28 protein-coding genes, 3 tRNA genes and 1 pseudogene are annotated in these 26,242 nt (G+C 46.1%); 13 read left to right on the top strand and 19 right to left on the bottom strand.

Going from position 1 to position 26,242, the window contains the following annotated elements; all coding sequences use genetic code 11:
- Window positions 1–184 precede the first annotated feature (184 nt).
- Window positions 185–2,482: a cation:proton antiporter gene (locus DWW91_RS26875; protein ID WP_007652993.1), complete on the bottom strand. Its 2,298-nt coding sequence runs from the start codon at window positions 2,480–2,482 to the stop codon at window positions 185–187.
- Window positions 2,483–2,584: 102 nt separating this feature from the next.
- On the opposite strand from DWW91_RS26875, the gene DWW91_RS26880 reads away from it, so the two are divergent.
- Complete coding sequence (locus DWW91_RS26880; protein WP_007652994.1) at window positions 2,585–4,603, top strand: alpha amylase C-terminal domain-containing protein; 2,019 nt, start codon at window positions 2,585–2,587, stop codon at window positions 4,601–4,603.
- 21 nt (window positions 4,604–4,624) lie between these two features.
- Window positions 4,625–5,599, top strand: coding sequence for a type I phosphomannose isomerase catalytic subunit (locus tag DWW91_RS26885; RefSeq protein ID WP_010799839.1), 975 nt, complete (start codon window positions 4,625–4,627; stop codon window positions 5,597–5,599).
- A gap of 184 nt (window positions 5,600–5,783) precedes the next feature.
- On the opposite strand, the gene DWW91_RS26890 is transcribed toward DWW91_RS26885, so the two are convergent.
- Both DWW91_RS26890 and DWW91_RS26895 read right to left on the bottom strand, forming a co-directional pair.
- Window positions 5,784–6,716 carry a ketopantoate reductase family protein gene (locus DWW91_RS26890; protein ID WP_007652996.1) on the bottom strand — a complete coding sequence of 311 codons (933 nt, stop codon included), beginning with the start codon at window positions 6,714–6,716 and terminating at the stop codon, window positions 5,784–5,786.
- A gap of 78 nt (window positions 6,717–6,794) precedes the next feature.
- Complete coding sequence (locus DWW91_RS26895) at window positions 6,795–7,655, bottom strand: pyridoxamine kinase (RefSeq protein WP_122329382.1); 861 nt, start codon at window positions 7,653–7,655, stop codon at window positions 6,795–6,797.
- Window positions 7,656–8,051: 396 nt separating this feature from the next.
- Here DWW91_RS26895 and DWW91_RS26900 point away from each other — a divergent pair, with 396 nt between their 5' ends.
- Window positions 8,052–8,255 carry a hypothetical protein gene (locus DWW91_RS26900; RefSeq protein WP_229061568.1) on the top strand — a complete coding sequence of 68 codons (204 nt, stop codon included), beginning with the start codon at window positions 8,052–8,054 and terminating at the stop codon, window positions 8,253–8,255.
- A gap of 176 nt (window positions 8,256–8,431) precedes the next feature.
- Here the strand turns inward: DWW91_RS26900 and DWW91_RS26905 are convergent, their stop codons facing one another.
- The 6 genes from DWW91_RS26905 to DWW91_RS26930 all read right to left on the bottom strand — a co-directional run bounded on the left by DWW91_RS26905 (window position 8,432) and on the right by DWW91_RS26930 (window position 11,670).
- On the bottom strand, window positions 8,432–8,665 hold the full coding sequence (locus DWW91_RS26905; RefSeq protein ID WP_122329384.1) for a YecH family metal-binding protein: 234 nt from the start codon (window positions 8,663–8,665) through the stop codon (window positions 8,432–8,434).
- Between the two features lie 174 nt (window positions 8,666–8,839).
- Window positions 8,840–8,912 (bottom strand) — tRNA-Lys (locus DWW91_RS26910).
- A gap of 19 nt (window positions 8,913–8,931) precedes the next feature.
- Window positions 8,932–9,004: transfer RNA gene (locus DWW91_RS26915), tRNA-Lys, on the bottom strand.
- 115 nt (window positions 9,005–9,119) lie between these two features.
- Window positions 9,120–9,923: an MBL fold metallo-hydrolase gene (locus DWW91_RS26920; protein ID WP_007653000.1), complete on the bottom strand. Its 804-nt coding sequence runs from the start codon at window positions 9,921–9,923 to the stop codon at window positions 9,120–9,122.
- 46 nt (window positions 9,924–9,969) lie between these two features.
- Complete coding sequence (locus tag DWW91_RS26925) at window positions 9,970–11,028, bottom strand: asparaginase (RefSeq protein WP_369978355.1); 1,059 nt, start codon at window positions 11,026–11,028, stop codon at window positions 9,970–9,972.
- Between the two features lie 30 nt (window positions 11,029–11,058).
- Window positions 11,059–11,670, bottom strand: a complete 612-nt coding sequence (locus DWW91_RS26930; RefSeq protein ID WP_007653002.1) for a trimeric intracellular cation channel family protein — start codon at window positions 11,668–11,670, stop codon at window positions 11,059–11,061.
- Between the two features lie 160 nt (window positions 11,671–11,830).
- Here DWW91_RS26930 and DWW91_RS26935 point away from each other — a divergent pair, with 160 nt between their 5' ends.
- Window positions 11,831–13,306, top strand: a complete 1,476-nt coding sequence (locus DWW91_RS26935) for a DUF3943 domain-containing protein (RefSeq protein WP_010799834.1) — start codon at window positions 11,831–11,833, stop codon at window positions 13,304–13,306.
- Window positions 13,307–13,381: 75 nt separating this feature from the next.
- Here the strand turns inward: DWW91_RS26935 and DWW91_RS26940 are convergent, their stop codons facing one another.
- Complete coding sequence (locus DWW91_RS26940) at window positions 13,382–15,025, bottom strand: ABC-F family ATP-binding cassette domain-containing protein (protein WP_122329395.1); 1,644 nt, start codon at window positions 15,023–15,025, stop codon at window positions 13,382–13,384.
- Between the two features lie 130 nt (window positions 15,026–15,155).
- Between DWW91_RS26940 and DWW91_RS26945 the strand changes: the two genes are divergently transcribed.
- Complete coding sequence (locus DWW91_RS26945; RefSeq protein WP_007653006.1) at window positions 15,156–15,704, top strand: 30S ribosomal protein S16; 549 nt, start codon at window positions 15,156–15,158, stop codon at window positions 15,702–15,704.
- A gap of 69 nt (window positions 15,705–15,773) precedes the next feature.
- Here DWW91_RS26945 and trxA read toward each other — a convergent pair whose 3' ends face one another.
- Window positions 15,774–16,247, bottom strand: a complete 474-nt coding sequence (trxA, locus tag DWW91_RS26950; protein WP_010799832.1) for a thioredoxin — start codon at window positions 16,245–16,247, stop codon at window positions 15,774–15,776.
- A gap of 191 nt (window positions 16,248–16,438) precedes the next feature.
- Between trxA and DWW91_RS26955 the strand changes: the two genes are divergently transcribed.
- The 8 genes from DWW91_RS26955 to DWW91_RS26990 all read left to right on the top strand — a co-directional run bounded on the left by DWW91_RS26955 (window position 16,439) and on the right by DWW91_RS26990 (window position 21,152).
- Window positions 16,439–16,523: transfer RNA gene (locus DWW91_RS26955), tRNA-Ser, on the top strand.
- 274 nt (window positions 16,524–16,797) lie between these two features.
- Entirely contained in the window at window positions 16,798–18,030 is a 1,233-nt protein-coding gene (locus DWW91_RS26960) for a site-specific integrase (RefSeq protein ID WP_011107088.1), read from the top strand.
- Between the two features lie 76 nt (window positions 18,031–18,106).
- The gene (locus DWW91_RS26965) at window positions 18,107–18,613 is read left to right on the top strand and encodes an ORF6N domain-containing protein (RefSeq protein ID WP_122329385.1); all 507 of its coding nucleotides are present in this window, start codon (window positions 18,107–18,109) and stop codon (window positions 18,611–18,613) included.
- 258 nt (window positions 18,614–18,871) lie between these two features.
- Window positions 18,872–19,324, top strand: a complete 453-nt coding sequence (locus DWW91_RS26970) for a RadC family protein (RefSeq protein WP_122329386.1) — start codon at window positions 18,872–18,874, stop codon at window positions 19,322–19,324.
- A gap of 299 nt (window positions 19,325–19,623) precedes the next feature.
- Window positions 19,624–20,157, top strand: a complete 534-nt coding sequence (locus DWW91_RS26975) for an antirestriction protein ArdA (RefSeq protein ID WP_122329387.1) — start codon at window positions 19,624–19,626, stop codon at window positions 20,155–20,157.
- A gap of 43 nt (window positions 20,158–20,200) precedes the next feature.
- Window positions 20,201–20,413 (top strand): hypothetical protein, encoded by a 213-nt coding sequence (locus tag DWW91_RS26980; protein ID WP_122329388.1) that lies wholly within the window; start codon window positions 20,201–20,203, stop codon window positions 20,411–20,413.
- Window positions 20,414–20,437: 24 nt separating this feature from the next.
- Window positions 20,438–20,653, top strand: a complete 216-nt coding sequence (locus DWW91_RS26985; RefSeq protein WP_044301338.1) for a DUF3873 domain-containing protein — start codon at window positions 20,438–20,440, stop codon at window positions 20,651–20,653.
- 19 nt (window positions 20,654–20,672) lie between these two features.
- Window positions 20,673–21,152 carry a hypothetical protein gene (locus DWW91_RS26990; RefSeq protein WP_122329389.1) on the top strand — a complete coding sequence of 160 codons (480 nt, stop codon included), beginning with the start codon at window positions 20,673–20,675 and terminating at the stop codon, window positions 21,150–21,152.
- A gap of 290 nt (window positions 21,153–21,442) precedes the next feature.
- Here the strand turns inward: DWW91_RS26990 and DWW91_RS26995 are convergent, their stop codons facing one another.
- The 8 genes and pseudogenes from DWW91_RS26995 to DWW91_RS27030 all read right to left on the bottom strand — a co-directional run.
- Window positions 21,443–21,760: a hypothetical protein gene (locus DWW91_RS26995; protein ID WP_122329390.1), complete on the bottom strand. Its 318-nt coding sequence runs from the start codon at window positions 21,758–21,760 to the stop codon at window positions 21,443–21,445.
- A 12-nt stretch (window positions 21,761–21,772) separates the two neighbouring features.
- Window positions 21,773–22,222 carry a DUF3872 domain-containing protein gene (locus tag DWW91_RS27000; protein ID WP_122329391.1) on the bottom strand — a complete coding sequence of 150 codons (450 nt, stop codon included), beginning with the start codon at window positions 22,220–22,222 and terminating at the stop codon, window positions 21,773–21,775.
- 21 nt (window positions 22,223–22,243) lie between these two features.
- Entirely contained in the window at window positions 22,244–22,822 is a 579-nt protein-coding gene (locus tag DWW91_RS27005) for a conjugal transfer protein TraO (RefSeq protein WP_117981726.1), read from the bottom strand.
- Window positions 22,823–22,824: 2 nt separating this feature from the next.
- Window positions 22,825–23,733 carry a conjugative transposon protein TraN gene (traN, locus tag DWW91_RS27010; protein WP_122329392.1) on the bottom strand — a complete coding sequence of 303 codons (909 nt, stop codon included), beginning with the start codon at window positions 23,731–23,733 and terminating at the stop codon, window positions 22,825–22,827.
- Window positions 23,734–23,766: 33 nt separating this feature from the next.
- Entirely contained in the window at window positions 23,767–25,131 is a 1,365-nt protein-coding gene (traM, locus tag DWW91_RS27015; RefSeq protein ID WP_122329393.1) for a conjugative transposon protein TraM, read from the bottom strand.
- Complete coding sequence (locus tag DWW91_RS27020; protein WP_122329394.1) at window positions 25,106–25,411, bottom strand: TraL conjugative transposon family protein; 306 nt, start codon at window positions 25,409–25,411, stop codon at window positions 25,106–25,108. Before DWW91_RS27020 ends, traM begins: the two co-directional genes overlap by 26 nt.
- Window positions 25,412–25,414: 3 nt before the next feature.
- Window positions 25,415–26,038 (bottom strand): conjugative transposon protein TraK, encoded by a 624-nt coding sequence (gene traK / locus DWW91_RS27025; RefSeq protein WP_015532621.1) that lies wholly within the window; start codon window positions 26,036–26,038, stop codon window positions 25,415–25,417.
- 12 nt (window positions 26,039–26,050) lie between these two features.
- Window positions 26,051–26,242: pseudogene (locus DWW91_RS27030) on the bottom strand (conjugative transposon protein TraJ); the annotation flags it as partial.

The raw sequence follows: 26,242 nt of genomic DNA on the forward strand, positions 1-26,242 counted from the left end.
ATGAATTCAAACGTAACAGATAAAGTGAAGGTTATGTCTTTCGGGGTAAAATTTGGGGTTAGGTTTAAATTGAATTAACGTCGCAATAAAAAAGGATGCATCCTCTTCGTCAAAAGGGTGCATCCTTTTTGAAAATAGGGTGCGTCCTCTTGTTTGGGGGAACGCATCTTCCGAAATATCTTCTTTATTTCTCTTTATGATTCATAATCAGCGTCGACGGCATCTTCTGCAACGCTTCGCGGCGGTGTTCAGAGACGTCGTTCCAGGTATCGTAGCTTATCAACATGAAATTATAGTTGCTGAATATCGCCGCTGTCATATCCTTGTCTGCCAGCAGCGACGCCTGCTTGGTCGTATCGACGAACTGGCGGATGGCATGTTTTATCTTTTCGCTGCCCGGAGTCGTCGAACTGCTGCGGTCGAGGATGCTGACCGATCCGTGGGTTGTCTTTAGCAACGTCGAAGCATATTCCAACAGGAAGAGATCCTTCTCCGAGTCGACCACCACGATCACATTGCTCGCTTTCACGAAGCCGCGGTTCACGAATACCCCTACGTCGCAATTACTTTTTCCGATAAACATTTTCGTCTTGTCTTTCAATAGCGCACCGGGGTAAAACCACGATTCGGGCGCCTTGAAACGGCGGAAGAAACGATTGTAGAAAGAGGTGCGGTAACGGTTCGCCTCGATGTCGTCCGGCTGGTTACTCATCGAAATGCCCGAACCCACGAGCAGGAAGTCGAACCCCTCCGTGTTTACGATGTCCGTGATATCCTGTCCGGCGTTGTTCGACACCTCGTAGCGCGTTTCTATATTGATTCCCAGCTTTTTCGCCCCATAGAGAATAGGCCCGAAGCTGACTTCCTCGAAGTTATCCGTGTGCAGCGGGTTCACATCCGAACCGACGGTGAGATGAAGCGCCGTAAGGTCCACCTGATGCCGGATATGGGCGAACATCTGGTAGGCCACGTCGAGCATGATCTGCCCGTTGCCTGCACGTCCGAACGAGAGCAACACCTTGAACGTGCCGTCGGCTACCTCCACCGCCTTGTATTCTTTGATCTTCTCGCGCGTCTGGAAGCAGAACTTGATGAACGAAACGAGCGGGATAGTCATAAATGTAGTCACCAGCGTCATCAATACCAGCATCACGAAGATGGACGGGGGCAGGATATGCATTTCGTAACCGATCGTAAGCACGACCAGCTCCATCAACCCCCTCGTATTCATCAGTGCGCCGATATAGAGGCTGTCTTTCCAGCTCTCGCCCACGAAACGAGCCGAAAACATGGCACCGCCGAATTTACCGATGATGGCCACCAGTATAAAGACGCCGCACATCCACCACAGGTCGGGACTATTCAGCAGCCCGATCTCTGTGCGTAACCCCGTCGAAACGAAGAACAAAGGGAGAAACAGGGCCAGCGATACATCTTCCACCTTTTCGGTCATGATCTTGCGGAATTTCACGTTACTTGGCATCACCACCCCCGCGATGAACGCGCCGAACAACGCATGCAACCCTAACATCTCGGTCAAATAAGCCGAAATGATGAGCAGGAGGAACATAAAAGCGACCAGGCCCTTGTCGATCACTTCCTTATTATGGTAAATATGTCCGATCATTTTCAGGAACGGACGGACGGCAAAGAACATGAAAGCGATATAAATGGCGGAGAAAAGAATATTATAGACCGCACTCAGCATTGACCCCGCCTGTGCGATGGCTATCACGACGGCCAGCAGGCACCAGGCCGTGATGTCACCGTTGGCTGCGCTGGCGAGCGAGATCGTCCCCAGATGCGTCCGCGTCAATCCGCGTTCCTGTATGATACGTGCCAGCACCGGGAAGGCAGTGATACTCATGGCGATACCTATAAACAGGGCGAACGATAGGAAGGGAGTGCCTTTGTCGGCATACGTGTCGTAAACGAAGTAGGCAGTAAGCATCCCGCAAAAGAAGGGCACAATCGTGCTTGTATGGCTGATTAGGATCGTTTCCTTTAATTTCTTCCGAACCTCGGTGATATCCAGCTCCATACCGATGGCAAACATAAACAGGATCAGCCCGAACTGGCTCAGGATAGTGATGTTGGCCAGCGACTCGACCGGGAAAAGGAATCCCGAAGCCTCTGGTAGCAAATGCCCCAGCACTGATGGCCCCAGTACGATACCGGCCACAATCTCGCCGATGACCGTAGGCTGGCCAATCTTCTGAAACAACCAGCCGAACAGGCGGCAGGTAATCAATATCGTAATGATCTGCAACAGCAGGATGCCGATAGGCGACTGGATATGATGCATCATCAGTTCCCAAAATAAGGAAAAACCTTCACTGAGGTTTTTAGGGGCGTCGTAGGCCGATGTCATGGCGCTTTCAATCTGTTGGCTCTCTCCTTCTTTGGCGATAAAATACATCAATGAACCGAATACAAGGATCATCACTAAATAAAAGGCTATACTCTTTGTTCCTCTACTCATATATTGCATGGGGTTTGATGCAAAAGTAAGAAATATCCCGGGAATATCAATACGGTATCTTTTTTTCTTTTATCTTTGCGCTAAACCAATCTCAAATAAATCATGGAGTCGCTGAATCTAATAAAGAATGACCCTTGGCTTGCCCCTTATAAAGAGGCGATAGAAGGACGGTATCAATACGTGATTGACAAGGAAAAGAGCCTGACCAACAACGGGAAACAGACGTTGGCCGAGATGGCTTCCGGCTATCTGTACTTCGGTTTGCATAAAACCAACAAGGGGTGGGTGTTCCGCGAATGGGCCCCGAATGCCACAGCTATCTATCTTATCGGTACATTTAATGACTGGAAGAAAGACGAACGATATAAAATGAGACGTCTCGGATACGGTGTCTGGGAGATTGCGCTCGAAGAAGAGCTGCTCCGTCACGAAGACCTTTTCAAACTGCTGGTTGAGTGGGACGGAGGAAGCGGTGAACGCATCCCGGCCTGGATACGCCGTGTCGTGCAAGACGAACAAACTAAAATATTTAGTGCACAGGTGTGGAACCCAGTCAAGCCATATGCGTTCAAAAACAAACGCTTTAAGCCTGACACCGCCCCGCTGCTGATCTACGAATGCCATATCGGTATGTCGACGAACGAGGAAAAAGTCGGCTCATACGATGAATTTCGCCGCAACGTGCTACCCCGCATTGCCCGCGAAGGATACAACGCGATACAGATCATGGCGATACAGGAGCATCCTTACTACGGCTCGTTCGGTTATCACGTCAGCAGCTTCTTCGCCGCCTCGTCCCGTTTCGGTACGCCCGAAGAGCTGAAACAGCTGATAGACGACGCCCACGGCATGGGAATCGCTGTCATCATGGATATTGTACACAGCCATGCTGTTAAGAATGAAGTGGAGGGCCTCGGACGTTTCGACGGTTCCTATAATCAATATTTCCTGAGCGGTACACGCCGCGAGCATCCCGCCTGGGACTCGCTTTGCTTCGATTATGGCAAGAACGAGGTGTTGCATTTCCTGCTCTCGAACTGCAAATTCTGGCTTGAAGAGTATAAGTTCGACGGTTTCCGTTTCGACGGTGTCACTTCCATGCTCTATTACAGTCACGGATTGGGCGAGGCTTTCTGCAATTACGGCGACTACTTCAACGGACATCAGGACGGCGACGCGATTGCTTATCTCACCTTGGCCAACAAACTGATCCACGAGGTAAATAAGAACGCCATCACCATCGCCGAGGAAGTGAGCGGCATGCCCGGACTGGCTGCCAACTATGAAGACGGCGGCTATGGTTTCGACTATCGCATGGCAATGAACATTCCCGACTACTGGATCAAGACGATCAAGGAAAAGAAAGATGAAGACTGGCATCCCTCGTCCATCTGGTGGGAAACGACCAACCGCCGTGCCGACGAAAAGACAATCAGTTACGCCGAAAGCCACGATCAGGCACTGGTGGGAGATAAGACCATCATCTTCCGGTTGATAGATGCGGACATGTACTGGCACATGCAGAAGGACGACCACAACGCTGTTGTTGAACGCGGTGTGGCGCTCCATAAGATGATCCGTCTGGTGACCGCCTCGACCATCAACGGCGGATACCTCAACTTTATGGGCAACGAGTTCGGACATCCCGAATGGATCGACTTCCCGCGCGAAGGCAACGGATGGTCGCACAAATATGCACGCCGCCAGTGGGAACTGGTAGATAATATGGATTTGAAATATCACTATCTGGGCGACTTCGACCGCGAAATGATCGAACTGCTCCGTAGCGTGAAAAACTTCCAGTCTACCCCAATACAGAAGGTGTGGGATAGCGATGGCGACCAGATTCTGGCCTACATGCGCAAAGACCTGGTATTTGTGTTCAACTTCAGTCCGACGAAATCGTACACCGACTACGGCTTCCTGGTTCCTAAAGGCGAGTATGAAGTGATTCTCAACACAGATGCCCCCCGTTTCGGTGGTTTCGGCCTGGCGGACGATTCGGTGCGTCATTTCACACAATTCGACCCATTATTTAAAAAAGACAAAAAAGAATGGCTTAAACTGTACATTCCGGCACGCAGTGCTGTTGTACTGAGAAAAGTAAAGATAAAGAAGTAATCAAACAACAAAACACACAGTATGTTATATCCAATGACTTTTAAGCCTATCCTCAAGAAGATTATTTGGGGAGGCTCAGACATCTGCCCATTTAAGGGCATCACACCGGTTGAAGAAGGTATCGGTGAAAGTTGGGAACTTTCGCATGTAGAGGGTAACTATTCCATCGTCGATAACGGTGACTTGGAAGGCAAGTCGCTCGATGAACTGATTCGCACTTACGGCAAGCAGTTGCTCGGTGAGAAGGTAATGGACCAGTTCGGCTCTACTTTCCCGCTGCTGATTAAGTTTATCGACGCCCGTGATGACCTGTCTATCCAGGTGCATCCCAATGACGAGCTGGCTATGAAACGCCACAATTCTTTTGGCAAGACCGAAATGTGGTACGTAATCAACGCCGCGGAGGGAGCTGGCCTCTATTCCGGTTTCTCCCAACAAATTGACGCAGAGGAGTATGTGAAACGGGTAGGCGATAACACTATCATGGACGTTCTCCAGCGTTATGAAGTGTCGCCGGGCGATGTGTTCTTCCTGCCTGCGGGGCGCGTTCACGCCATCGGTGCCGGATGCTTTATCGCAGAGATACAGCAGACCAGCAACATCACTTACCGCATCTACGACTACGATCGTAAGGATGCCAACGGTAACGGGCGTGAACTGCATACTGAGCTGGCCAAAGATGCCATCGACTATACCATGTCTCCCGACTACCGCACGCATTATAAGGCACATACCAACGCGACAGTCGAACTGGCCAACTGCAAGTATTTCACGACAAACCTGCTCGACCTCGATACGATGATGGTGCGCGACTTCTCCGAACTCGATTCGTTTGTCGTATATATATGTATGGAGGGTAAGGCTTCTATCCGCGACAATAAAGGAAACGAAATATTCGTTCATCAAGGTCAGACGGTGCTTATCCCGGCAGATACAGAGGTGGTGACGATTTCTCCGGCTCCGAATGCCAAATTCATGGAGACTTATATCGGATAATTTTCCGGGAAAAGATAACAGTTTTTCCTGAAAAAAGGAATTAGGAAACAGAAACGACGCAGAAAACGCAGAGTTTCGCAGAATATTTTATTAATAATCAATATAATATCTGCGTTTCTCTGCGTTTTCTGCGTCGTATGCGTTCCCTGTTATTTTGTTAGGCTATGCTGATTTCCTAATGATCTTATTGGGGATAGGGGAATTGTGTCAGCCCGTTGTACATGAACCGGTAGGTGGGGACATCCAGCCCCAGGGCTTCCGCCTCGCGGATTACGTAGCCGGTCAGTGTCTCGATTTCCGTCTGGCCTCCGCGCTTGAAGTCACTGTGCATTGAAGTGGTCGCACCGTTCGGCATCATCTTTTGGGCCTGGATAGACGAGAAAACAATATCTTCCGGCAGTTTGATTCCTTTGGCTTCGGCAACGTCTTTCAACTCGTATCCCAGCGTGATGAACAGGTCGATATGATTTTCTATCACACTGTTAATCGGTTCGTTGAAGTAAGAAGTGATGGTTGCTGCCGTGGAGATCATAAAGAATTTCTTCCATATCTCGAGGTCGATGTCCTCCGGGTTGGTCGATAACACGCGGGCGGAGCTCAATATATTCCTTAACTCCAGTTGTTGTTCCTTGTCCTTGCCGTTGAGTCCGAAAAACAAACGGTCCTTGAGGGTGAATTTCTCGATATATCCGGGCGAAACGAGCCGCGCACCTATGTAAACACAGCCTTTCCATATTCTGCTTCCGGGCAGTATTTTTTCTATCCGTTCGGCGATGTCGGCCCCGTTGAGCAGGGGTAGGATGACAGTCTCCGGACTGATGACCGGCTTCAGGTGACGGATATTTTCTTCCAGATCGTAGCTTTTCGTGCAGCAGAGCAGGTAATCCACCGGACCTATCTCTGCTGGATTGTCGGTTGCGAGGGTTGGTATGGCTATTGTTTTCTTGAAAGATTTTTTTATTTCCAAGCCAAATTCTTTGATAGCCTTCAGGTTCTCGCCGCGGGAGATGAAGAAGATGTCCACATCCTCCGAATCCTGGTAGTGGGCAGCGAGCAACCCCCCGTAGTAACCCCCTACAGCCCCTATTCCGGAAATAGCAATTTTTATTTTACTCATATCAATTGTATAGGAGTTTTGAAGTTTATATTCTTATATATATGATGCCGCAAAGATGAAAAATAAAATCGAAACCCTTTATACGAGTTTGAGTTCTTTTAGAAAGTCGGGAAAACTTTGTTCAAAATTAACACCGAAGCGATAGTCGGTCTTTGCCTTGTAAGTCCGCCGGATGCTGTCGGTCGTAAAATGAACGGCAATGGCCGCCGCGTCGATCAGGCTGAAGTCGTTGAGCAAGGCCGACAGCAGGGCGCTGGCAAACACATCGCCTGTCCCGTGGTAATAACCGGGTATTTTCTGGGTGAAGACGTAGTCTATCGTGTCGGTCGTCCGGTCGTAGGTGGCGGCCCCCAATTCGTCTTCCTTGAAATAAACGCCGGTCAGTACTACTTTCTGCGGACCCAGTGCGCCGAGCTTCCTCAGCAGGCTTTCGATATATGCGTGGGTGTAAGGCCCCGGATGGAACGGTTCGTCGAGCAGCAAGGCCGCCTCGGTGAGGTTGGGCACGATGATGTCGGCTTTTTGGCAAAGCATCCTCATGCCGATTGCGAACTCGCGAGTGAAGACGGTGTACAGTTCGCCGTTGTCGCCCATAACCGGGTCAACCAGTATCAGGTTGTCTTCCTGCCTGAATGCGTCGAAAAACTCCTTAACGATGTCGAGCTGTTCGAACGAACCGAGGAAGCCGGTGTAGATGGCATCGAACTTTATGTCGAGCGACTTCCAGTGTTTCATGACCGGGCGCATATCTTCCGTCAGGTCGTGGTAGGTGTATCCGCTGATACCTCCGGTATGAGTAGATAGGATGGCTGTGGGGAGAGCTGATGTTTCAATGCCTGCGGCAGATAAAATAGGTAATGCGACGGTGAGTGAGCATTTTCCGAATCCGGACAGGTCGTGTATGGCTGCGACCCTTTTCTGATGTGTTTTATTTTTCATTCTGTTCATTTTTATATCAATACAACAATGGGTGTGCGGGAAATGTTGGAAGCCTGTATCGGGCCTTTTCCGCCAGCCGTTGCAAAATAAGCTGATTTTATCATAAAATGGGCCGGATTGTTATGAAATGAGTAAATTTCTTCTTTTTCGGTCTGTTTCCTCCTTTTCGGAGGGTTTGCTTCCGTATTGGGTCTACATTTATAAATATCGTAAATAAAATAGCCGGAGATTGTCGCAAAACATTGCGTCGGGCGGGATACCTTTACATCAAAGTTTTTAAGAGATGTTATTTTGTGAGTTTGATTAGATGTATATAAATATTTTAGGTTAATGACTTTGGCTGAAACTAGTATCCTCCCCTTGGCGTGGGGAAGGACTGAAAAAAAACAGAGATCGATGTATGCCGTTCGCGCAGGCGAGCGTGGAACTTCACTTGTATGGGGTTGCGACGATTCATCGAATGGAGATAAAAAAGACCGTGAGGTGAGTTACAAATCTGATTATACAGGTGCTTTTATAACGGACTGGGAAGTCCCTATTGAGCCGAAGAGTCCTGGTGAGGGCCCGCGAGCTGATTTTATTGTTGATTGGATTAACTAGTATATCAATAAATTCAATGTAATTGGTGAAATCATACTTTTTACTCTATAACGTTAATCCTCATATCTAATAACGTTGTATCCCAAGCCCTTCAGTGGGCAAACAACCGCTCTGTTCGTGAGAATAGGGCGGCTTTTGTATTTTAAAAGGCTCGGGTAAAAATAATTTATATCGATTTAATGACTGCAAACCTTGCTGACATCTACCGTAAAACCATCATTCATAGGCATGAATTTCCCTTTTTCTTTCAAGAATTCGATTAATTCATCCACATTCATGTTATCGGCCGAGCAGGCATAAAAACGTTGTTCCGGACCGAATTTATTAATGATAGCTGCTCTCAGGCTGCTCTCTGAGTAACTGTTTCCTTCCATCATGAAAAGAACTTCATGTGCATGTAACTGTTCCATAAACTGATTATTAAATGATTTGAGACAAAAGTACACCATCTGTCCTTTTCAAATTGTAACATATGTGACAGAAAAGAATAAATTAAAATGATTAACAATTTATTAGAATCGGGATATCAGGAGGATAGAAATACAAAACAGCCTGTCATAGAACTTTCTATAACAGGCTTTTTGTGACCCGGGAGGGGCTCGAACCCTCGACCCAATGATTAAGAGTCATTTGCTCTACCAACTGAGCTACCGAGTCAATCGGTTTTTTCTTTGAGTGACCTGGGAGGGGCTCGAACCCTCGACCCAATGATTAAGAGTCATTTGCTCTACCAACTGAGCTACCAAGTCAATCTGTTGCAATCCTTGTTTCCTGCTTATGGACTTTGTTTCTCGATTGCGGGTGCAAAGATAGAGGTTTAATTTTTCTTTGCAAACTTTTCGGTCGCTTTTTTCTAACTATTTTTTACTCGAATTCAAAGATATCAGACGGAGTCGTGCGCTTAAGTGCTATCAGAGAGACATCTTTGCCGACACGGACCCCTTCTTGAAACAATCGGATGTCGACTGTCTTATAGGCAAGTTCCGGGTGGTTGTTGTCGCGGCTGAGGTGGCACAACCAAATGTCCTTCAGCTTCGGGTCATAGTTGGCTGCCAGGAATTCGGCAGCTTCACGGTTACTCAGGTGGCCTGTCGGACTCGCTACACGTTCTTTCAGGAAAGCGGGGTAGGTGCCGAACTTCAACATTTCCTCGTCGTAGTTGGCCTCGATGATCAGATGGTTAGCCATTCGCATATAACGACTCACTGTATCCGTAATATGGCCCACGTCGGTCGCAAAAGTAAACTTATGCTCTCCGTATTCGATATAGTAGCCTACGTTGTCCGTGCTGTCGTGAGGCACTTCGAAAGCGATGATATTGAAGTTGCGGATGGTAAAAGGTACTTCTTTTTCGATGACCCGGCGTGAACCGATCAACGTCTCTTCCACATAACGGCTTTTTTCTATTCCTCGGTGGACGGCAGCGGTAGTGTATACCGGGATATTCATTTTCTCTCCCAGGCAACCAACCGTCTTGATATGGTCGGCATGGTCGTGCGTTATCAGGACTGCCACGATTTTGGAAAAGTCGATCGCTTTATCTTTCAACACCTTCTTTATGGTACGTATTCCGATACCAGCATCAATCAGTATCCCGAATTCGGGAGTACCCAGATAATAGCAGTTGCCACTGCTTCCACTTGCTAAGCTAAGAAATGATAGTTTCATATTTTTCTATTCCGCCTCGCGGCCTATTCTGTTTTACATAGTATAATCAGGAACGGAACGTATCAGGGATCGTCACCTCCCCGATAAGCGAACAGTTCATGTGGTCCTTCACCTCCTCGGGCGATAACCCGTGGCCGAAAAGGAACATCAATTTGGCGACAGCGCTTTCCGTCGTGCTGTCGAACCCGCTTATGACGCCGGCTTCCAATAATTTATGCCCCGTCTCGTACCGGTGCATCTCAACGCTTCCGGCGCTACACTGGGTTACATTGACGATTACGATACCCCGGTCTACTGCATCTTTGAGCATGGTCAGAAACCAGTCGTAACTCGGGGCATTCCCGCTACCGAAAGTTTCCATCACGACCCCTTTCAGGTCGGGAATGTTGAGGATGCTTTCCACCACCTGCGGCGAGATACCCGGAAACAACTTCAGGATAGCGATGTTCCGGTCCAGCAGATAATGCGGTTTCAGCGGCTTACGCGAAACCGGGTGATAAATTTGTCCCGTATCGTATTTAATGTATATCCCGGCATGTGCCAGGGCCGGATAATTGTATGAACGAAACGCATTGAAGTTGTCGGCATTGATCTTGCTCGTACGGTTGCCTCGCAGCAAATCGTTTTCAAAGAAGATGCAGACTTCGGGTACAATAGGTATTCCGTTTTCTTTGGCAGCAGCAATCTCGATCGCCGTGATCAGGTTTTCCTTCCCGTCTGTGCGCAACATGCCGATGGGCAATTGAGAACCAGTGAAAATGACCGGCTTGCTGAGGTTTTCGAGCATGAAACTCAGGGCAGAGGCGGTGAACGACATGGTATCGGTGCCATGCAGCACCACGAAACCATCGTATTTCGCATAATTATCTGCGATGATTTTCACAATCTTCATCCATGAGTCAGGCCCCATTTCGGACGAGTCCATTACCGGATCGAACTGATAAGTCGATACTGAGTAACCGAGCTTTTTCAGTTCCGGCATATTGTCTCTAAGATGTTGGAAATTAAAAGATTCCAATACTCCGGTTTCAGGATTTTCAATCATTCCGATTGTTCCGCCTGTATAGATAAGCAGGATAGAAGCCTTATCGCGCTGATCGTTCATGTTTACTGTCATAATGCAAAGGTAATAAATTTATTCTTCTCCCTTCAAAACGGGAACGCTTATGTGATATTTTACGGCTATGATACGTGCCAGGAATATCCCCAACGCTGCAGCGAACTGGGTGATGGAGGGTGTTAACCCGGCGAGCATACATAAATAATATACACCGCCACCGAACACGCATGCCAGGGCATAGATGTCTTTTCGGAAGATTAGCGGCTCCTCATTGATTAATATATCGCGCATCATTCCCCCGAATGATCCGGTGATCGTTCCCATTACGATAGCTACCCACATAGGGAAGCCGAATTCGAGTGTTTTAGCGATTCCGACCACGCCGAATAGACCCAGTCCGATGGCGTCGAATATAAAGAACGTGTTATTCAGCCGGATCACATATTTACGGAAGATGATAACAAACAATAAAGCTAGTGCGGAAACAGTTAAATAAGATGTTTGTTCCATCCAGAAAGGGGTTGCATTCAGCAGGATATCGCGTATTGTCCCTCCGCCCACGGCAGTAACCAGTCCGACCACATAGGCGCCAAACCAGTCAAATTGTTTTGCAGAGGCTAATCTGATCCCACTAATTGCGAATGCAAACGTCCCTGTATAGTCGCAAAAGGTGATAAAATCTATCATTTTGTTTTTTTCTGCAAAAGTAAGTATTTCCTTTGAATTGTGTTTGTTTCTAGCGACACAACCTAAGAATAATTTAAACCAAACGAATCCTTTACTGTTAATTATATATAAGTTTGCATGAGTAATAGGTATAAGGCTCAGGCCAAAAGATTGTTAGATGATGAAGAGATTTATATGGATAGGATTGCTGGCTTTGCTTTCAGCACAGTGGATGCAGGGGCAACACTTCCCTAAAATGGATACAAGAAATTACGTGAGCGACTCGACTGTTTTCATGCCTAAAAAGCCCTGGCTGGCAGCCGGCGAGGTGTTCGGCTTGAATGTCGGGATATGGGCTTTCGACCGTTTTCTGATGAACGAGGACTTTGCTCATATTAATGGTCATACGATTAAGAACAATTTCAAAACCGGCCCTGTCTGGGATACCGACAAGTTTTCGACCAATCTGGTGGCGCATCCCTACCACGGCTCGCTTTACTTCAATGCCGCACGCAGCAACGGGATGAATTTCTGGCAGTCTATCCCTTTCGCCGCCGGTGGGAGTTTGATGTGGGAATTCTTCATGGAGAATGAACCGCCCTCTATCAACGACCTGATGGCTACCACGTTCGGAGGGGTGGAGTTAGGTGAAATCACTTACCGTCTGTCCGACCTTTTTATCGATGACCGGTCGAGTGGGGCGGAGCGTGTAGGGCGTGAGATACTTTCTGGACTGATATCGCCCGTGCGTGGCATAAACCGTCTGATAACCGGTGAGGCATGGCGTCACAGGCCGCATAAAGGTAGGGCATACTCGTTTGTGCCCGTGAACTTTATCGTGAGTGCCGGTCCTCGTTTCCTGGCGGAGCAGGAGCATTCGAAACATGGGACGACCAGTATGCATCTTTCGCTGCGTCTGGATTATGGCGACCCTTTTGAGGATGAGTTTTATTCGCCCTACGAATGGTTTCAGCTGCGTGCCGGATTCGATTTCTTTTCCAGTCAGCCGGTCATCACGCAGGTGAATGCTATCGGTGCCTTGTGGGGCAAACGGGTTTGGGAGAAAGGGCCGCGCACGCTGACGGCCGGTGTCTTCCAGCACTTCGACTATTACGATTCGCAGTTGCGCTCCAGCGATGGTGGCAAGGTGTCGCCCTACCGCATTTCGGAGGCGGCGGCTGTGGGAGGCGGTTTGATCTATTACAAACGTTCGGAGCCGAGCGACAAGGTCGATGCCTACGGCGAATTTTATGTGAACGGTGTCGCCTTGGGAGGTGGCTCGTCAGACTATTTTCGTCTCGATGAACGCGATTACAACATGGGAAGCGGTTATAGTGTAAAAGCCTTTACAGGTTTGACTTACAACAAGCACTGGACATTTTTGCTAAATATGGAAAACTATCATATTTTTACCTGGAAAGGCTACAATCCGGACATAGACCTGAGCACGGTCGACCCGAATACTTTCAGCGTACAAGGTGACAAAGGTCATTCCCGCTTGACAGTGATGGGCATCAAACTGGTTTATCTTTCCAGCAAAAAATGGAATATATCGCTCTCGAACCGCTACTTTTCCCGTCGCACGCATTACAGCTACCACGACGACGTGAACCGAGCTACCTACGATTTGATGCTTTCTTTGGGAGTGAAGATTTAATGCTTTGCTATTGATTATTACTTCATTACAGTTTCCTGAAAGTGGGACTACGAGGAAACTGTAATTGACTGATTGTTATCTTGTTTTGTTTCTTTCGAGTTCGTTGAGATTCTCCATCTTCTTCCGTTGGAGGAATTCGTAAATGCCTTCAAGATGTTCAGTGACCCGCTGGTTGCCGAATTCGTAGACTTTCGTCACCAGTCCGTCCAGGAAATCACGGTCGTGAGACACCACAATCAGCGTACCGTCGAAGTCGAGCAACGCCTGTTTCAGGATATCTTTCGTTTTCATGTCCAAATGGTTGGTCGGCTCGTCGAGAATCAGCAGGTTGACTGGTTCGAGCAGCAGCTTGATCATCGCCAGGCGCGTGCGCTCTCCACCCGACAAAACCTTCACTTTCTTGGCTGAATTTTCTCCGCCGAACATGAACGCGCCGAGCAAATCCTTAATTTTATTACGGATATCACCTTGGGCGACATCGTCTATCGTTTGAAAGACGGTCAGGTTCTCATCCAACAGCGAAGCCTGATTCTGAGCGAAATAACCGATCATCACGTTATGTCCGATGGTCAGCGTGCCGTCGTGTTCGATCTCTTTCATGATACATTTCACCAGCGTGGACTTTCCTTCGCCATTCTTTCCTACGAAAGCGATTTTGTCGCCCCGTTCAATCATCAGGTTGGCATTGCGGAACACCGTATGGTCGCCGTATGTTTTTGCCACGTTTTCGATAATCACCGGATATGTACCGGAGCGGGGAGAGGGCGGGAACTTCAGGCGGAGTGCCGATGTGTCTTCCTCATCCACTTCAAGTATCTCAAGTTTTTCAAGCATCTTGACACGGCTTTGTACCTGTAGCGTTTTGGAGTATGTCCCTTTGAAACGTTCGATAAACTCCCGGGTTTCGGCAATCATCTTCTGTTGTTCGTCGAACGCCTTTTGTTGTTGTACGCGGCGTTCCTGGCGGAGTTGCAGATAACTACTGTAATTTACCTTGTAGTCGTAGATGCGGCCCATGGTGACTTCGATTGTGCGGGTGGTGATATGGTCGACGAATGCCCGGTCGTGGCTGATGACAACCACCGCCTGCCCGTTATCGATCAGGAAATCTTCCAGCCACTGGATTGATTCGATGTCCAGATGGTTCGTAGGCTCGTCGAGCAGTAACACGTCCGGTTTCTTCAAGAGTAACTTCGCCAACTCGATACGCATGCGCCAGCCACCGCTGAACTCGCTGGTCTGCCGGTTGAAATCTTCGCGCTTGAAACCCAGTCCGAGCAATGTCTTCTCGATATCGGCGTCATAATTGATCTCCTCGATGGAATAAAATTTCTCGCTGAGCGTGGAGACGCGCTCGATCAGCTCCATATAACTGTCCGAATCGTAGTCAGTACGTGTCTCCAACTCTTTGTTGATCGTTTCGATCTCGGCCTCCATCTCATGCAAGTGGGCGAAAGCCTGTGCCGTTTCTTCAAATACGGTACGCCCGTCTTCCGTCATCAGATGTTGCGGCAGATAGGCTATGACCGTATCTTTGGGTGCCGAAACCTTTCCGCGTGTCGGTTCGCGTACCCCGGCAAGTATTTTGAGCAAAGTTGATTTGCCCGCACCGTTTTTCCCCATCAGGGCAATTCGGTCTTTCTCGTTTATAACGAAAGATATATCAGAAAAGAGGGCACTTCCGCCAAACTCCACTGTCAGTCCATCAATAGAAATCATACGTACATTATATATATGTGTAAAAAGAAGGCGCAAAGGTAGGAAAAATGTTTGGAATATTTGTTTTATGTTTTGAAACAACTTATCTTTGCACCCGCTAATACAAACAGCTTAAATTAATTATTCAAACATGGCAACAAAAATTAGATTGCAAAGACACGGTCGCAAAAGCTACGCTTTTTATCAGATCGTAGTTGCAGACAGCAGGGCTCCACGTGATGGAAAGTTTATTGAAAGGATAGGTTCTTATAATCCGAACACTAATCCTGCTACAGTAGATTTGAACTTCGAAAGAGCTTTGTATTGGTTACAGGTAGGTGCACAGCCTACAGACACAACTCGCAACATTCTGTCACGCGAAGGTGTATGCATGAAAAAGCATTTACTGGAAGGTGTTAAGAAAGGTGCATTCGACGAAGCTACAGCGGAATCTAAATTCCAGGCTTGGTTGAAAAACAAACAAGCTTCTGTTGAAGCAGTAAAATCGAAAGACAGCGAAGCGGCTAAGGCTGCAGAAAAAGCTCGTCTGGAAGCTGAAAAAGAAGCTAACAAGGCAAAAGCAGAAGAAGTAGCTAAAAAGAAAGCTGAATTAGCAGCCGCCGCTGCAGCAAAGGCAGCTGAAGAAGCAGCAGCAAACGCTCCTGCTGAAGAAGCTCCTGCAGCAGAAAGCGCTGAGTAATTCGCTTAATGCCAAATAAAAAGAGGACATTTCCTATGTGGAGTGTCCTCTTTTTTATTGTGTGTCCCCTTATTTCTTTCCCAGCAGAAAACCGTTGATTTGTTCAACGAACTGTTCCTTTGAAAGTGCTCCCTGTGCCAGTTGCGGTTTTCCTTTAGCAGGAATAAACAGTAGGGTAGGGATGCTCTGTATGCCGAAAGCGGCAGCCAGTTCCTTTTCGTTATCGACATTGATCTTATAAATGATGATGTCGTTTTTGTATTCTCCGGCCAATTCCTTTAATATAGGAGAAATCTTCTTGCAAGGTCCGCACCAGTCAGCATAGAAGTCGACGATGCAAGGCTTGGTGCCTTCATAGACCCATTCTGTTTGGTTTTTCTCGTAATTATATACTTTGGTCAGAAAGTCAGCTTTGTTAAGTACTACAACTTCGCCCTGGGCAGCTACGTTTCCTGTTTCGTTTTTATCCGATTTGGCAGACATGGAGCAACTAACCAGCAGCAACACCACCGAAATCAGGAATAAATCTTTCAACTTTCTCATATAAAACTTATTACTTCATTGATAATTATAGAATACAAAAATAGTAATAAAACGGATACGACTTCCCATTCTGAGTGGTTAAAAGAAAAATAATAGCTTAAAAAGAAAAAAATGCTTCGTAAAATTAGGAGATATAAAAAATATCACTACCTTTGCACCGCAATCGAGAGAAAACGATAGCAAAACATACTGGAGAGATGGCAGAGTGGTCGATTGCGGCGGTCTTGAAAACCGTTGAACTGAAAGGTTCCTGGGGTTCGAATCCCTATCTCTCCGCAGAACCTACTAGACAAAACAGGACAGTAAGAGGTCAAAAACCTACAAATCAGCGATTTGTAGGTTTTTTTATTGCCTATAAGTCTTGTTTCCAAGACAACAAAAGGACTTGAAAAGACATAGTTTCGTTACTAAATCGTTACCTATTCCCTACCGGACAAAAACGGTAACGATTTGTCCCGAAATGACCGCAGAAAGTCCGAATTTGTTCACCGTCTATCTATCTCACATTTAACAAGTTATTAGTAGTTTTGCAACTTAAAAATGTGAGGTTATGAAGAGTACATTTAAAGTCCTTTTCTATTTAAAGAAAGGCTCTGAAAAAAAGAACGGTGAGGTTATGATTATGGCAAGAATTACCATTGACGGTAAACTTTGCCAGTTCAGCACAAAACAAAGTATTTTGCCTGATAGCTGGAATATCGCAGCAGGAAAAGCCAAAGGTAAGGATGCAGGTAAAATCAATGCTTTATTAGATGATATAAAAGCATCCTTAAACAATATCTACCACGAACAACAACGGCGTGACAATTATGTAACAGCCGAAAAGGTGAAGAATGAATTTTTGGGACACAGTGAGAAACACGAAACCGTCCTTACCCTTTTCAAAAAGCACAATGACGATGTTAAGCAGTTAGTCGGTATATCCAAGACGATTGCTACCTATCGTAAATATGAAGTGACCCGCCGCCATCTTGCCGAGTTCATCCAAAGCAAATATAACGTATCGGATTTTGCGATAAATGAAATAACACCGATGTTCATTACAGACTTCGAGTTATATTTGCGTACTACCTGTAAATGTGGTTATAACACGACCGCCAAGTTCATGCAGTTTTTCAAACGTATCATCCTGATTGCCCGTAATAATGGCATCTTGATAGGCGACCCATTCGCCAGTTATAAAATACGTTTGGAAAAAGTGGATAGGGGTTACTTGTCAGAGGATGAAATAAAAATCATCCTTAAAAAGAAGATGGTTTCTGAACGGTTGGAAAACGTCAGGGACTTGTTTATCTTTTCCTGCTTCACAGGTTTGGCTTACATAGATGTTGCCAATCTTACGCAAGACAATATTCGTAAATCCTTTGACGGTAATTTATGGATAATCACCAAACGTCAAAAGACTAATACGGACGTAAATGTTCCTTTGCTGGATATTCCCAAAATGATATTGAAGAAGTATAAAGGTAATTTGCCTGATGGTAAGATACTTCCTGTAATCAGCAATCAGAAATTAAATGCGTATTTGAAAGAAATTGCGGATGTTTGCGGAATTAAAAAGAACTTGACATTTCACCTTGCAAGGCATACTTTTGCCACGACAACTACGCTTGCAAAGGGTGTACCTGTTGAAACTGTTAGTAAGATGTTGGGGCACACCAATATAGAAACGACACAGATATACGCCCGCATTACCAATAATAAGATAAGTAACGATATGCAGGGACTTGATAAGAAATTTGTCGGCATTGAAAAAATCTACAAAGAAGTATCTATGAAATAGGTATATAGGGGAACTTATCACAAATTGTGATAAGTCCCTTTATGCTTTCAATTACTCACCATTAAATAATAACATTATGGACTTACAAATCATCCAAAACAAAATCTTTGAGGTCAGAGGTTGCCGGGTCATGCTCGATTTCCATTTGGCAGAACTTTATCAAGTTGAAACAAGAGCTTTGAAACAGGCAGTTAAAAGAAACTTATCCCGTTTTCCCAGTGACTTTGCTTTCCAGCTAACAAAGGATGAATGGCAGGAACTTATCACAGTTTGTGATAAGTTCCCTGAAAATATCCGGCACACACCGACCCCGCCTCTCGCATTTCTTGAGCAAGGTGTCGCCATGCTTAGTAGTGTCTTACGCAGTCAGACCGCCATAGACGTGAATATTTCCATCATGCGTGCTTTTGTCCTCATGCGGCAAATGTCAATCGGTTACGAGGAACTTCTTAAACGCATCGAAGAACTGGAACAGAGTACGGATGCACAATTCAGCGAGGTGTACCAAGCATTGACCCAGTTATTAAGCAAACCCGAACCGAAGCCACGCAAACCGATAGGATATAGAACCTATGACGAATAACGATTTAAGGTATTCGGTTGTCTAAGGGGTGTCACCAGTGATACCCCTTTTTCAGTTCCCTAAAGTAATGTATCTCAATCACAAATTTTAGCAAAGTTACAGCCCGGCAGGGACAAATACCAAATCCGAGCCGTTCCGGTTTTCTAAAAAATCTCCACACCTGCGGGTCGTATTTTTTGAAAAGATTAGGTTGAAGTCCCCGCCAAACTGTGGGTGTCCGGCAAAATTTCTTATTGTTTAATTTAAAATTCAAGCGTTATGAAAACAACAGAATTTACCATGCCGGAAATCACTATCTCTTATAAAGACAATGTAAAAGCATCCGAAAGAATGAAAATACTTTCTTCTCAAACTTCTTATTCTTACTTAAAACCTTTCTATTCCGAATGTATGGAACACCACGAAGAAAGTTATGTAATGTTCCTCAATCGGGCAAATAAGGCTTTAGGCGTTTCCCTTATCTCTAAAGGCGGCATGGCTGAAACAGTAATGGACGTGAAAATCATCCTGCAAACCGCCTTGAAAGTCCATGCTTCGGGCATCATCCTTTCACATAACCACCCATCGGGCAATCTACGTCCGAGTGAACCGGACAAGCAAATCACCTCAAAAATAAAAGAAGCCTGCAAGGTCTTGGATTTACACCTGTTAGACCATATCATCCTGACAGAAGAAGGCTATTACAGTTTTACAGACGAAGGGCTTTTATAAGCCCTTTTTTTACTCTCTCATTACCCAATACAAAAAGCCTGATGGCTTTTGTTTCTTATCCTCTTAAACAAGAGAAAAATTTTCCCTAAAACTGATTGGAACATTGTCAAAGGTATATCCGTGCCTGTTACTGTTCAAATTATTTTTTAGAAATCTCCACACCTACGGGTAGTATTTCATAAATAATAATTTGCCCTGTACCATTCCCGAACCTTTGAAAAGACAATGTTCCCATTCAGTTAAAGGAAAAATTTATGTGGTGGGCGACAAGCGATGTAAACGATTAAAATTCAAAAGTCATGGAAACAGTAACATTATCAGAAGCAAGAGTTTATGTAGGTACTTACAACAAGTATAACAGTGGTTCACTTTTCGGCAAGTGGTTAGACCTTTTCGACTGTTGGGACAAGGACGAATTTATGGAAGCATGCCGGGAACTGCACAAGGACGAGCAAGACCCGGAATTTATGTTTCAGGATTACGAGAATATCCCGGAAGCCCTGATTACCGAATGTTGGCTTTCTGATAAGTTCTTTGAGCTTCGGGATGCCATCGAGAAACTAAGCGAAACCGAGCAGGAAGCGTTTTTCGTGTGGTGCGACCACCACAACAGCGATATAAGCGGAGAAGATGCGGACGACCTTATTTCTTCTTTTGAGTATGAATATCAGGGAGAATATAAGGACGAGGAAGATTACGCCTATGAAATTGTAGAGGAATGTTACGACCTGCCGGAGTTCGCAAAGACCTACTTTGATTATTCGGCTTTTGCCCGTGACCTGTTTATAACTGATTACTGGATGGATAACGGCTTTGTTTTCCGTTGCGCCTGATTACTAACCGGGTGGAGCAATCCACCCACAACACACCAAGACAATGAAAGTATATAATAAGATAACGACTTTTTTACGATGGTTTATACTTGCTTTTATCATCTATCAGGCAGCCACCAGCACCGCCGGAATGTGGATAGCCCTAATCATGGGCTTTTTTATTATCCGGTTCGTTCTCCGGTTGTTTATCTCTGCCGTTTACCTGTTTTGTATGGCTTTTATTTTCATTGTGCTGCTTTCACTTCTTATTATCTGATAACTCATTTTAAATTATAACAATATGGAAAGTTTAAACAAAAACGGGGTAAGCATTACCCAAACACCGGGAGAGGAAAAATATGTAAAATGCTGTTTAGGCGCATTTAGGGGTCAAATCTATTATCAATATGATTACCGCCATACAGACGGCGAACTGTTCAGCACCCTTGCCAAAACACTTGACGAGTGCCGCAATCGGCGGGATGAATGGATGGCGAAAAAAGAAAAGGTACAATAACAATTTAAAAGTTACATTTATGAAAACGACAGAAGTAAATAAAAGGATTATCGGCAGACGTTGCAAGTGTATATTTACGGGCTTACTGGTAACGGGTATTATTGAAGCCGTAGAAGAAAACGAACATTCCGTGCAGGTGAAAGTACGTTTCGACACGCCGCACCAGTGGGGGGATGAACTTTATTCCTATGACTGGTCTTTCGGACGTAAAACAGACGGTTTCGGGTCTTTGAAATATTTGGAACTGTTGCCCGACGAAACGACATTCGATGCAATGATAGTTACTTTCGGCGACCCTATCGGCACACTGGACGGTATTTTTGAAGATGTGAAAACATGGGGTGTCTGTTCCTTGAAAGGCTGGATAGATAGCTACGAAAGCACCCGTTTCACGCCCATAGACGTAGATAAGGCAGTTATAACGAGTGAACATAATATGGAGTGTGTAAAAGAGTGGTTGGAACATAACACACCCATAAAGGACATTATAATCGGTTAATGAAGAACGGCGGCAAATGCCGCCGCTACTTTCTTTCCGTGAGCCGAAGCGGAAAAAGAAAGATAGCAAAGAAACCTGTTTCCATTCCCTATAAAAAGATAACCCGCCGGGAAATACCCGCCGGATTATCTATCATAACATAACGTATCATTCCAATTCTTCGCCCCATAGTTCCTTATCGGTCGGTGCGTATTTCATTTCATGCCAGCACCAGCCACCTACCAACAGGTAAAAGGCAGCTAAAGCCATAAAGAAACTACATACCATAATAGTATATCTGAAACCTGCTATTATTCCTCATGGTGCAGAAAGGTTACTTTCAGAACACATACCATTTCTTCATCTTCGGCATCAAATTTCCACGTCCGCTTTTTGACAACCATTTCCGTATCAAAATCGAAATGTTCCAGTACGGGTGCATTATCTTCTTCATCCGCCCACCTGAAAGCCTGATTAGACGGTGTTTTCCTTAATTCCCCCCGGTCAAATTGGGAAATGCTTTCTTTATCCACTATCACAATGTCACCGACTGCCGGAACTGCATCCGTTTTCCATGTGGTATTTACAAAAAATGAAATACCGTTTATATCCAATTCTATTTTAACCATGTCCTTTTTACTTTATTTGTTTTCTTCTTCCTTGTTATTGTCATTGTTAAATGAAAATGTTAATTGCTGTAACGTCCCGAAGCTATCCTGAAAATACACATCTACCGTTTGTTGGTCGGTCGATGCGGAAGTATAGTAAAGCCGGAATGTTTCACCCGGAAGCGGGTACAGGTCATTCGGCAGTAAAACCGTACCATCGGACATTTTCAGCGTTCCTGCCCCGTCCGGCTGGAAATAGCGGATGAAATACTTTGTTTCCTCATACCGTCCGTCCCGGTGAAGCTGGCAGCGTATTTCCGCCGTTTCACCTACCTTTAATTTTTTCGGCACTGGCATCGTTTCGATACTAAACGGGTAAGACTGCTGTATATCCACATCGTCATTACACGCACCCACCAATAGCAAGGCGGCCATTACATAGCAGCCTATCAAAATGCGGCTTAAAATCTTTCTCATATACATTATATATAATAGGTTAGTTTATCACATTATTATCTTTAGACCGATACCAAACTGTGTATGGAACTTTCCGACTGAAGAACCGAACAGGCATCTTTCCCTTGCGTTAATCAGGAACACCACCCGGTCGGTAATGTAACTTTCCAGTTCCAGCGTCAGCGCACCGCCATAGACAAAACCGTCCTTATCGGTCAGGGTCGAGCCATCGGGCAGCAATTTATCGCCCCAGTTGCTTGTTTCGTACCCGGCAAGGGCAGACAAGCCCAGCGAAAGGAAAAAGGTTTTCTTCCGGTCTGAAAGGAAATTCAGATAGTAACCGCCCTCACCTGTAAACTGGCTGACTGGTATTTGCAAATCCTTGTAGGGGTAATGCTTTTCGAGGTATTCCCCGCCGACAACCCACCTGTTCCCGTTTTTGGTATAGGTACTCATGGCAGCCCCGAAGTAATAAGCGAAATCACTTTTACTGTTCCAGTGAACACCGTCCGCCATGCCGCCCGTAACCTGCAAGCCTTTCATTCCCGGCAGACATCTTTGTGCGTGTGCCTGGTTGAAAGTCAGGCACAGCACAAAAAGGGATATAATACAGCATATCCTTTTCATGTTCATTTGATTTTAAGTTCGTTAATCACTTTGGCTGCCACGACATCCGAATTTTCCACCCGGATAGTTTGGTGTCTGCCCCCGTTCTTTTCCACCAGTTCGATAACCAAGACCTTATCATCCGGGATAGTGAACTGCGGAACGGTGTACACGGTGCGGACGGTACTTTTGCCGCCGATAACCAGTATCTCGTTATAGCTCCGTACCGGGTCGATAACGGTTTCCTGAATCGCCGTTCTTTTGGCTACTTTCTTATCCACAATCTTGAAACGGATAAAGTCGGTATCAAACGGCACGTTTGAACTGTTCTTTGTTTGTGTGTGGAAGTAGAACAGCCCGTTATGCGAATAAATGCCCTTTACCAAGAACTGCACCCCGAACCGCTTGCATCCCAAATGCTTTATTTCCCGGTCATTGTTCTTGTAGATGGACTGCATAATCAGCTTTACCAAAAGCGGGCTTTCGTTACCCAGTTCACGGAAATAGATGTTCATCCGGGTATGGCTGAAATCCGTTGTGTCCTCATTTTCCAAGAAGTCTTTCATTTCGATGTTCAGCATTTCCGGTTCATGTGCGTACTTTGCATTAAAACTGTAAAAGCTACCATCCTCACAGATAACGGAAAAATTGGTTTCACCGGGAAAGCCCTCTGTTGTGGCTTTCACCCTGACAACATTTTCCGCCCCGTCCGCTTTTCCGGCAATGATGTAGTTACTGCCTAAGTCCACGTATTTAACGGCAGACGGGAAAATGATATGTACTGTTTTGGAGAACGTCACCTGTACACCGTAAGGTGTCACCATTTGGCGGTAAGGGAGCTTCTTTGTAATGCCTTGATACAAATCATTACTTTGTGCTTTCATTGAAACCACGCCCAAGAGTAGGGCAAACATGATAATTAACTTTTTCATTTTGGATTGAAATTTTTATGGTTGATAAATAAATTACTGTTGTTTGGCGTAAAGCATCACCTGATAGTTCGCTTTCAGGTGTACTTTTACCGTTCTGAACTTCTTGGCAAGGTATTGTGACCCGCCTTGCATCAAGCCCCTTGTAATATCCATCGCGACCTGCTGCCCGGCACTTTGTGCAAAGGAAATGCTCGTACCCAGTCCCGCACCGATATTCGCCATCGCTTCCTTTGCCGCTTCCTGTTCCAGTGACGAGGGAACGGAAAGCCCCTTTTGCCCGTCACTGTCGTAAACGGCAAGTTCCACCGGAATGATGTTACCCGCATATTCGAGCGAGGAAACCAGTATGTCGAGCCGTTCCCCCTGCACTTTGGCACTTCCTGAAACAAGGCTGTTTTTCGGGACAATCACGTTCCCCGCCTGTAACGGTTCTAATAGTCGAAGTTTAACCGTTTGCCCGTCCATAAGTGTTTGGTCGTTATGCACACACGCCCGGATAGTGTTCTTTCCCATCGAATAACCACTGCCGACCGCCGTATTAAACCCGTAATTGCGTGGCTTGCTGTATTCGGCGACAAATTCGGCGTTGCTCATAGGTTGCTGCAATCCTGAAACCGTCCTGTCCGATACCGATTTTACAGGTGTGGCATTTCCTTTGCCCTGAACGGTTGCGGTAGGTATCACTTGCGCTACTTGTTCCTGCTGTCCGCCGTTCATATACTTTGCCGCCAGTTCGTAGGACTTTTCCATAAGAGCCACCTGTTCATCCATGTTGCCCGCACCGTTTTCTTTCGCATCGAGCCGGGCAGTGAGTTCTTCCACCTGACGTTTCAGTTCCTCTTTTTCCTTGTCCTCTTTCGGCGTTTCGTAGAAACTGCCTAACTGACGGTTCATGTCCCGGTAAGCTGCCGCCGAAGATTGGATAGAGGAACGGCTATTGTTCGGCGCACCCGCCCCGAAGTCTATTACATTGGTTTTCGGTTTTTCTGCCGGAGCATCATCTATCAGGGTCAAATCTTCCCCGTTCCCGTTTTCCTCTCCCAGCGAAAAGGCAAAATCCTGTAAGGAGCGCATCTTGTCCGCCTGTTTGTTCTCCATTTGTTCCTGTTCGTAGGCGGTCTTTTTATCGCTGATTATCCCGTCCCCTTTGGGTTGCGGAATATCGGCATTAAATCCGCCCACGTTTTCCACCTTTGCTTCGTCCTTATCGGACGGTGCAAAAATCAGGTACATAGACCCTAAGAAAACCAGTCCCATAAGCGGGTAAACCAGCATCTTCTTTCGCTGCTGTATCTGCTGCGGGGTCAGTTCTTTTTTTTCCTTTACCTGTTTTTCAGGTTCTTTCTTCCTGTCCGTTTCCGGTGCGGGAACTTCATTTTTCACTTCTTTTTCTTCCATTGTCTGACTGATTAAAAATGTTCGTACTGTCTTTACTTTGTAACTGCAACTGCCTGATGTGTTCTATCCGTATGGTTTCGCCATCCTCTTTTCCTATCCGGTAAATGGATGATACCGTAAAGTAGATGGATAGCCCGCCGAAGAACAGGAGCATAAGCAGTATGACTGCCAGCCTTATTTCCGGTGTCATGCGCCCGCACAGGTGGCGGAGTTTTTCATCCGCCCAGTCCTGCACATGGGTAATTGCCTGATTCACCGGAGAGAGAATTTTCCGTATCATGGCTTACCGCTTTATGGTGTTCAAGTCCTTGTTTTCCGTTATCTCGAAACTTTCCATCATAAAGCCGTGCGGGTTATTGTCCGAGCGCACAGCGTTCAGTAACCGGCAACGGGTGACAAGGCTTCTTTCCGTCACGCTGCTTTCACGGATAATCATTTGGCGGGCATAGGTAGCCACCGCATACGGGTACACATCGAAATTGCAAGAAACGCTGTCTATCTGTATGGTCTGGCTGATATTGCCCGAAATGATACGGTTGTAATATCCCTTTTCCGAGAGGTCACGGTAATAGTTAAATGCGCTCTTATCGGCGAGGAACAGCGACCGTTTGATATTGCTTTCGATAGCGTTCTTATCCGGTGACAATGTGAAAAACAGTTCGTGAAAACGCTTTACGTGTTCCCTTGCTTCGACCGGACGGTTTTGTGTCAGGTCTTGCGAAAGCGCAAGCATCAAACTTTTACCACCGTCCAATACATAAATCTTTTGCCGTTGCGCTTCGGCAAACGTGTAGGAGTTCCAAACGGCATAACCCGTTATCAGGGTACACATAACGACAAACACGATACCGAAAAGACGTATCTGTTTGAAACTGGTTTCAATGTTCTTTAAACTTTTAAATTCCATCTTGATTTTTAATTATTGATTACCTTTGATTAGTTTACCGCCGACCCTGCCGCCAGCGTTTCCGGTGGCTGCTCCGGCTACCGCACCAACGCCACTGCCCGTTTTATTGGCTGCACTGTTTATATTCCGGCTCATGTTGCCCATTCCGCCCGCCTGAATAATCCAGTTCGATACGGTGGGGATGGTGAAGTAACCGATGATACC

Origin of the sequence: Parabacteroides sp. AF17-3 (genome assembly GCF_003635445.1) — a bacterium.
GTDB classification, from domain to species: domain Bacteria; phylum Bacteroidota; class Bacteroidia; order Bacteroidales; family Tannerellaceae; genus Parabacteroides; species Parabacteroides goldsteinii.

Coding starts and splice junctions, on each gene's coding strand:
- DWW91_RS26935 (WP_010799834.1), top strand. CDS start 11,831: ATGAAGAGATTTATATGGATAGGATTGCTGGCTTTGCTTTCAGCACAG.
- traK (WP_015532621.1), bottom strand. CDS start 26,038: ATGGAATTTAAAAGTTTAAAGAACATTGAAACCAGTTTCAAACAGATA.
- DWW91_RS26900 (WP_229061568.1), top strand. CDS start 8,052: ATGTATGCCGTTCGCGCAGGCGAGCGTGGAACTTCACTTGTATGGGGT.
- DWW91_RS26875 (WP_007652993.1), bottom strand. CDS start 2,482: ATGAGTAGAGGAACAAAGAGTATAGCCTTTTATTTAGTGATGATCCTT.
- traM (WP_122329393.1), bottom strand. CDS start 25,131: ATGGAAGAAAAAGAAGTGAAAAATGAAGTTCCCGCACCGGAAACGGAC.
- DWW91_RS26970 (WP_122329386.1), top strand. CDS start 18,872: ATGAAAACAACAGAATTTACCATGCCGGAAATCACTATCTCTTATAAA.
- DWW91_RS26985 (WP_044301338.1), top strand. CDS start 20,438: ATGGAAAGTTTAAACAAAAACGGGGTAAGCATTACCCAAACACCGGGA.
- DWW91_RS26990 (WP_122329389.1), top strand. CDS start 20,673: ATGAAAACGACAGAAGTAAATAAAAGGATTATCGGCAGACGTTGCAAG.
- DWW91_RS26995 (WP_122329390.1), bottom strand. CDS start 21,760: ATGGTTAAAATAGAATTGGATATAAACGGTATTTCATTTTTTGTAAAT.
- DWW91_RS26980 (WP_122329388.1), top strand. CDS start 20,201: ATGAAAGTATATAATAAGATAACGACTTTTTTACGATGGTTTATACTT.
- DWW91_RS26890 (WP_007652996.1), bottom strand. CDS start 6,716: ATGAGTAAAATAAAAATTGCTATTTCCGGAATAGGGGCTGTAGGGGGT.
- DWW91_RS27000 (WP_122329391.1), bottom strand. CDS start 22,222: ATGTATATGAGAAAGATTTTAAGCCGCATTTTGATAGGCTGCTATGTA.
- DWW91_RS26960 (WP_011107088.1), top strand. CDS start 16,798: ATGAAGAGTACATTTAAAGTCCTTTTCTATTTAAAGAAAGGCTCTGAA.
- DWW91_RS26940 (WP_122329395.1), bottom strand. CDS start 15,025: ATGATTTCTATTGATGGACTGACAGTGGAGTTTGGCGGAAGTGCCCTC.
- DWW91_RS26965 (WP_122329385.1), top strand. CDS start 18,107: ATGGACTTACAAATCATCCAAAACAAAATCTTTGAGGTCAGAGGTTGC.
- DWW91_RS26880 (WP_007652994.1), top strand. CDS start 2,585: ATGGAGTCGCTGAATCTAATAAAGAATGACCCTTGGCTTGCCCCTTAT.
- DWW91_RS27005 (WP_117981726.1), bottom strand. CDS start 22,822: ATGAAAAGGATATGCTGTATTATATCCCTTTTTGTGCTGTGCCTGACT.
- traN (WP_122329392.1), bottom strand. CDS start 23,733: ATGAAAAAGTTAATTATCATGTTTGCCCTACTCTTGGGCGTGGTTTCA.
- DWW91_RS26895 (WP_122329382.1), bottom strand. CDS start 7,655: ATGAAAAATAAAACACATCAGAAAAGGGTCGCAGCCATACACGACCTG.
- DWW91_RS26945 (WP_007653006.1), top strand. CDS start 15,156: ATGGCAACAAAAATTAGATTGCAAAGACACGGTCGCAAAAGCTACGCT.
- DWW91_RS27020 (WP_122329394.1), bottom strand. CDS start 25,411: ATGATACGGAAAATTCTCTCTCCGGTGAATCAGGCAATTACCCATGTG.
- DWW91_RS26975 (WP_122329387.1), top strand. CDS start 19,624: ATGGAAACAGTAACATTATCAGAAGCAAGAGTTTATGTAGGTACTTAC.
- DWW91_RS26905 (WP_122329384.1), bottom strand. CDS start 8,665: ATGGAACAGTTACATGCACATGAAGTTCTTTTCATGATGGAAGGAAAC.
- DWW91_RS26885 (WP_010799839.1), top strand. CDS start 4,625: ATGTTATATCCAATGACTTTTAAGCCTATCCTCAAGAAGATTATTTGG.
- DWW91_RS26930 (WP_007653002.1), bottom strand. CDS start 11,670: ATGATAGATTTTATCACCTTTTGCGACTATACAGGGACGTTTGCATTC.
- trxA (WP_010799832.1), bottom strand. CDS start 16,247: ATGAGAAAGTTGAAAGATTTATTCCTGATTTCGGTGGTGTTGCTGCTG.
- DWW91_RS26925 (WP_369978355.1), bottom strand. CDS start 11,028: ATGAACGATCAGCGCGATAAGGCTTCTATCCTGCTTATCTATACAGGC.
- DWW91_RS26920 (WP_007653000.1), bottom strand. CDS start 9,923: ATGAAACTATCATTTCTTAGCTTAGCAAGTGGAAGCAGTGGCAACTGC.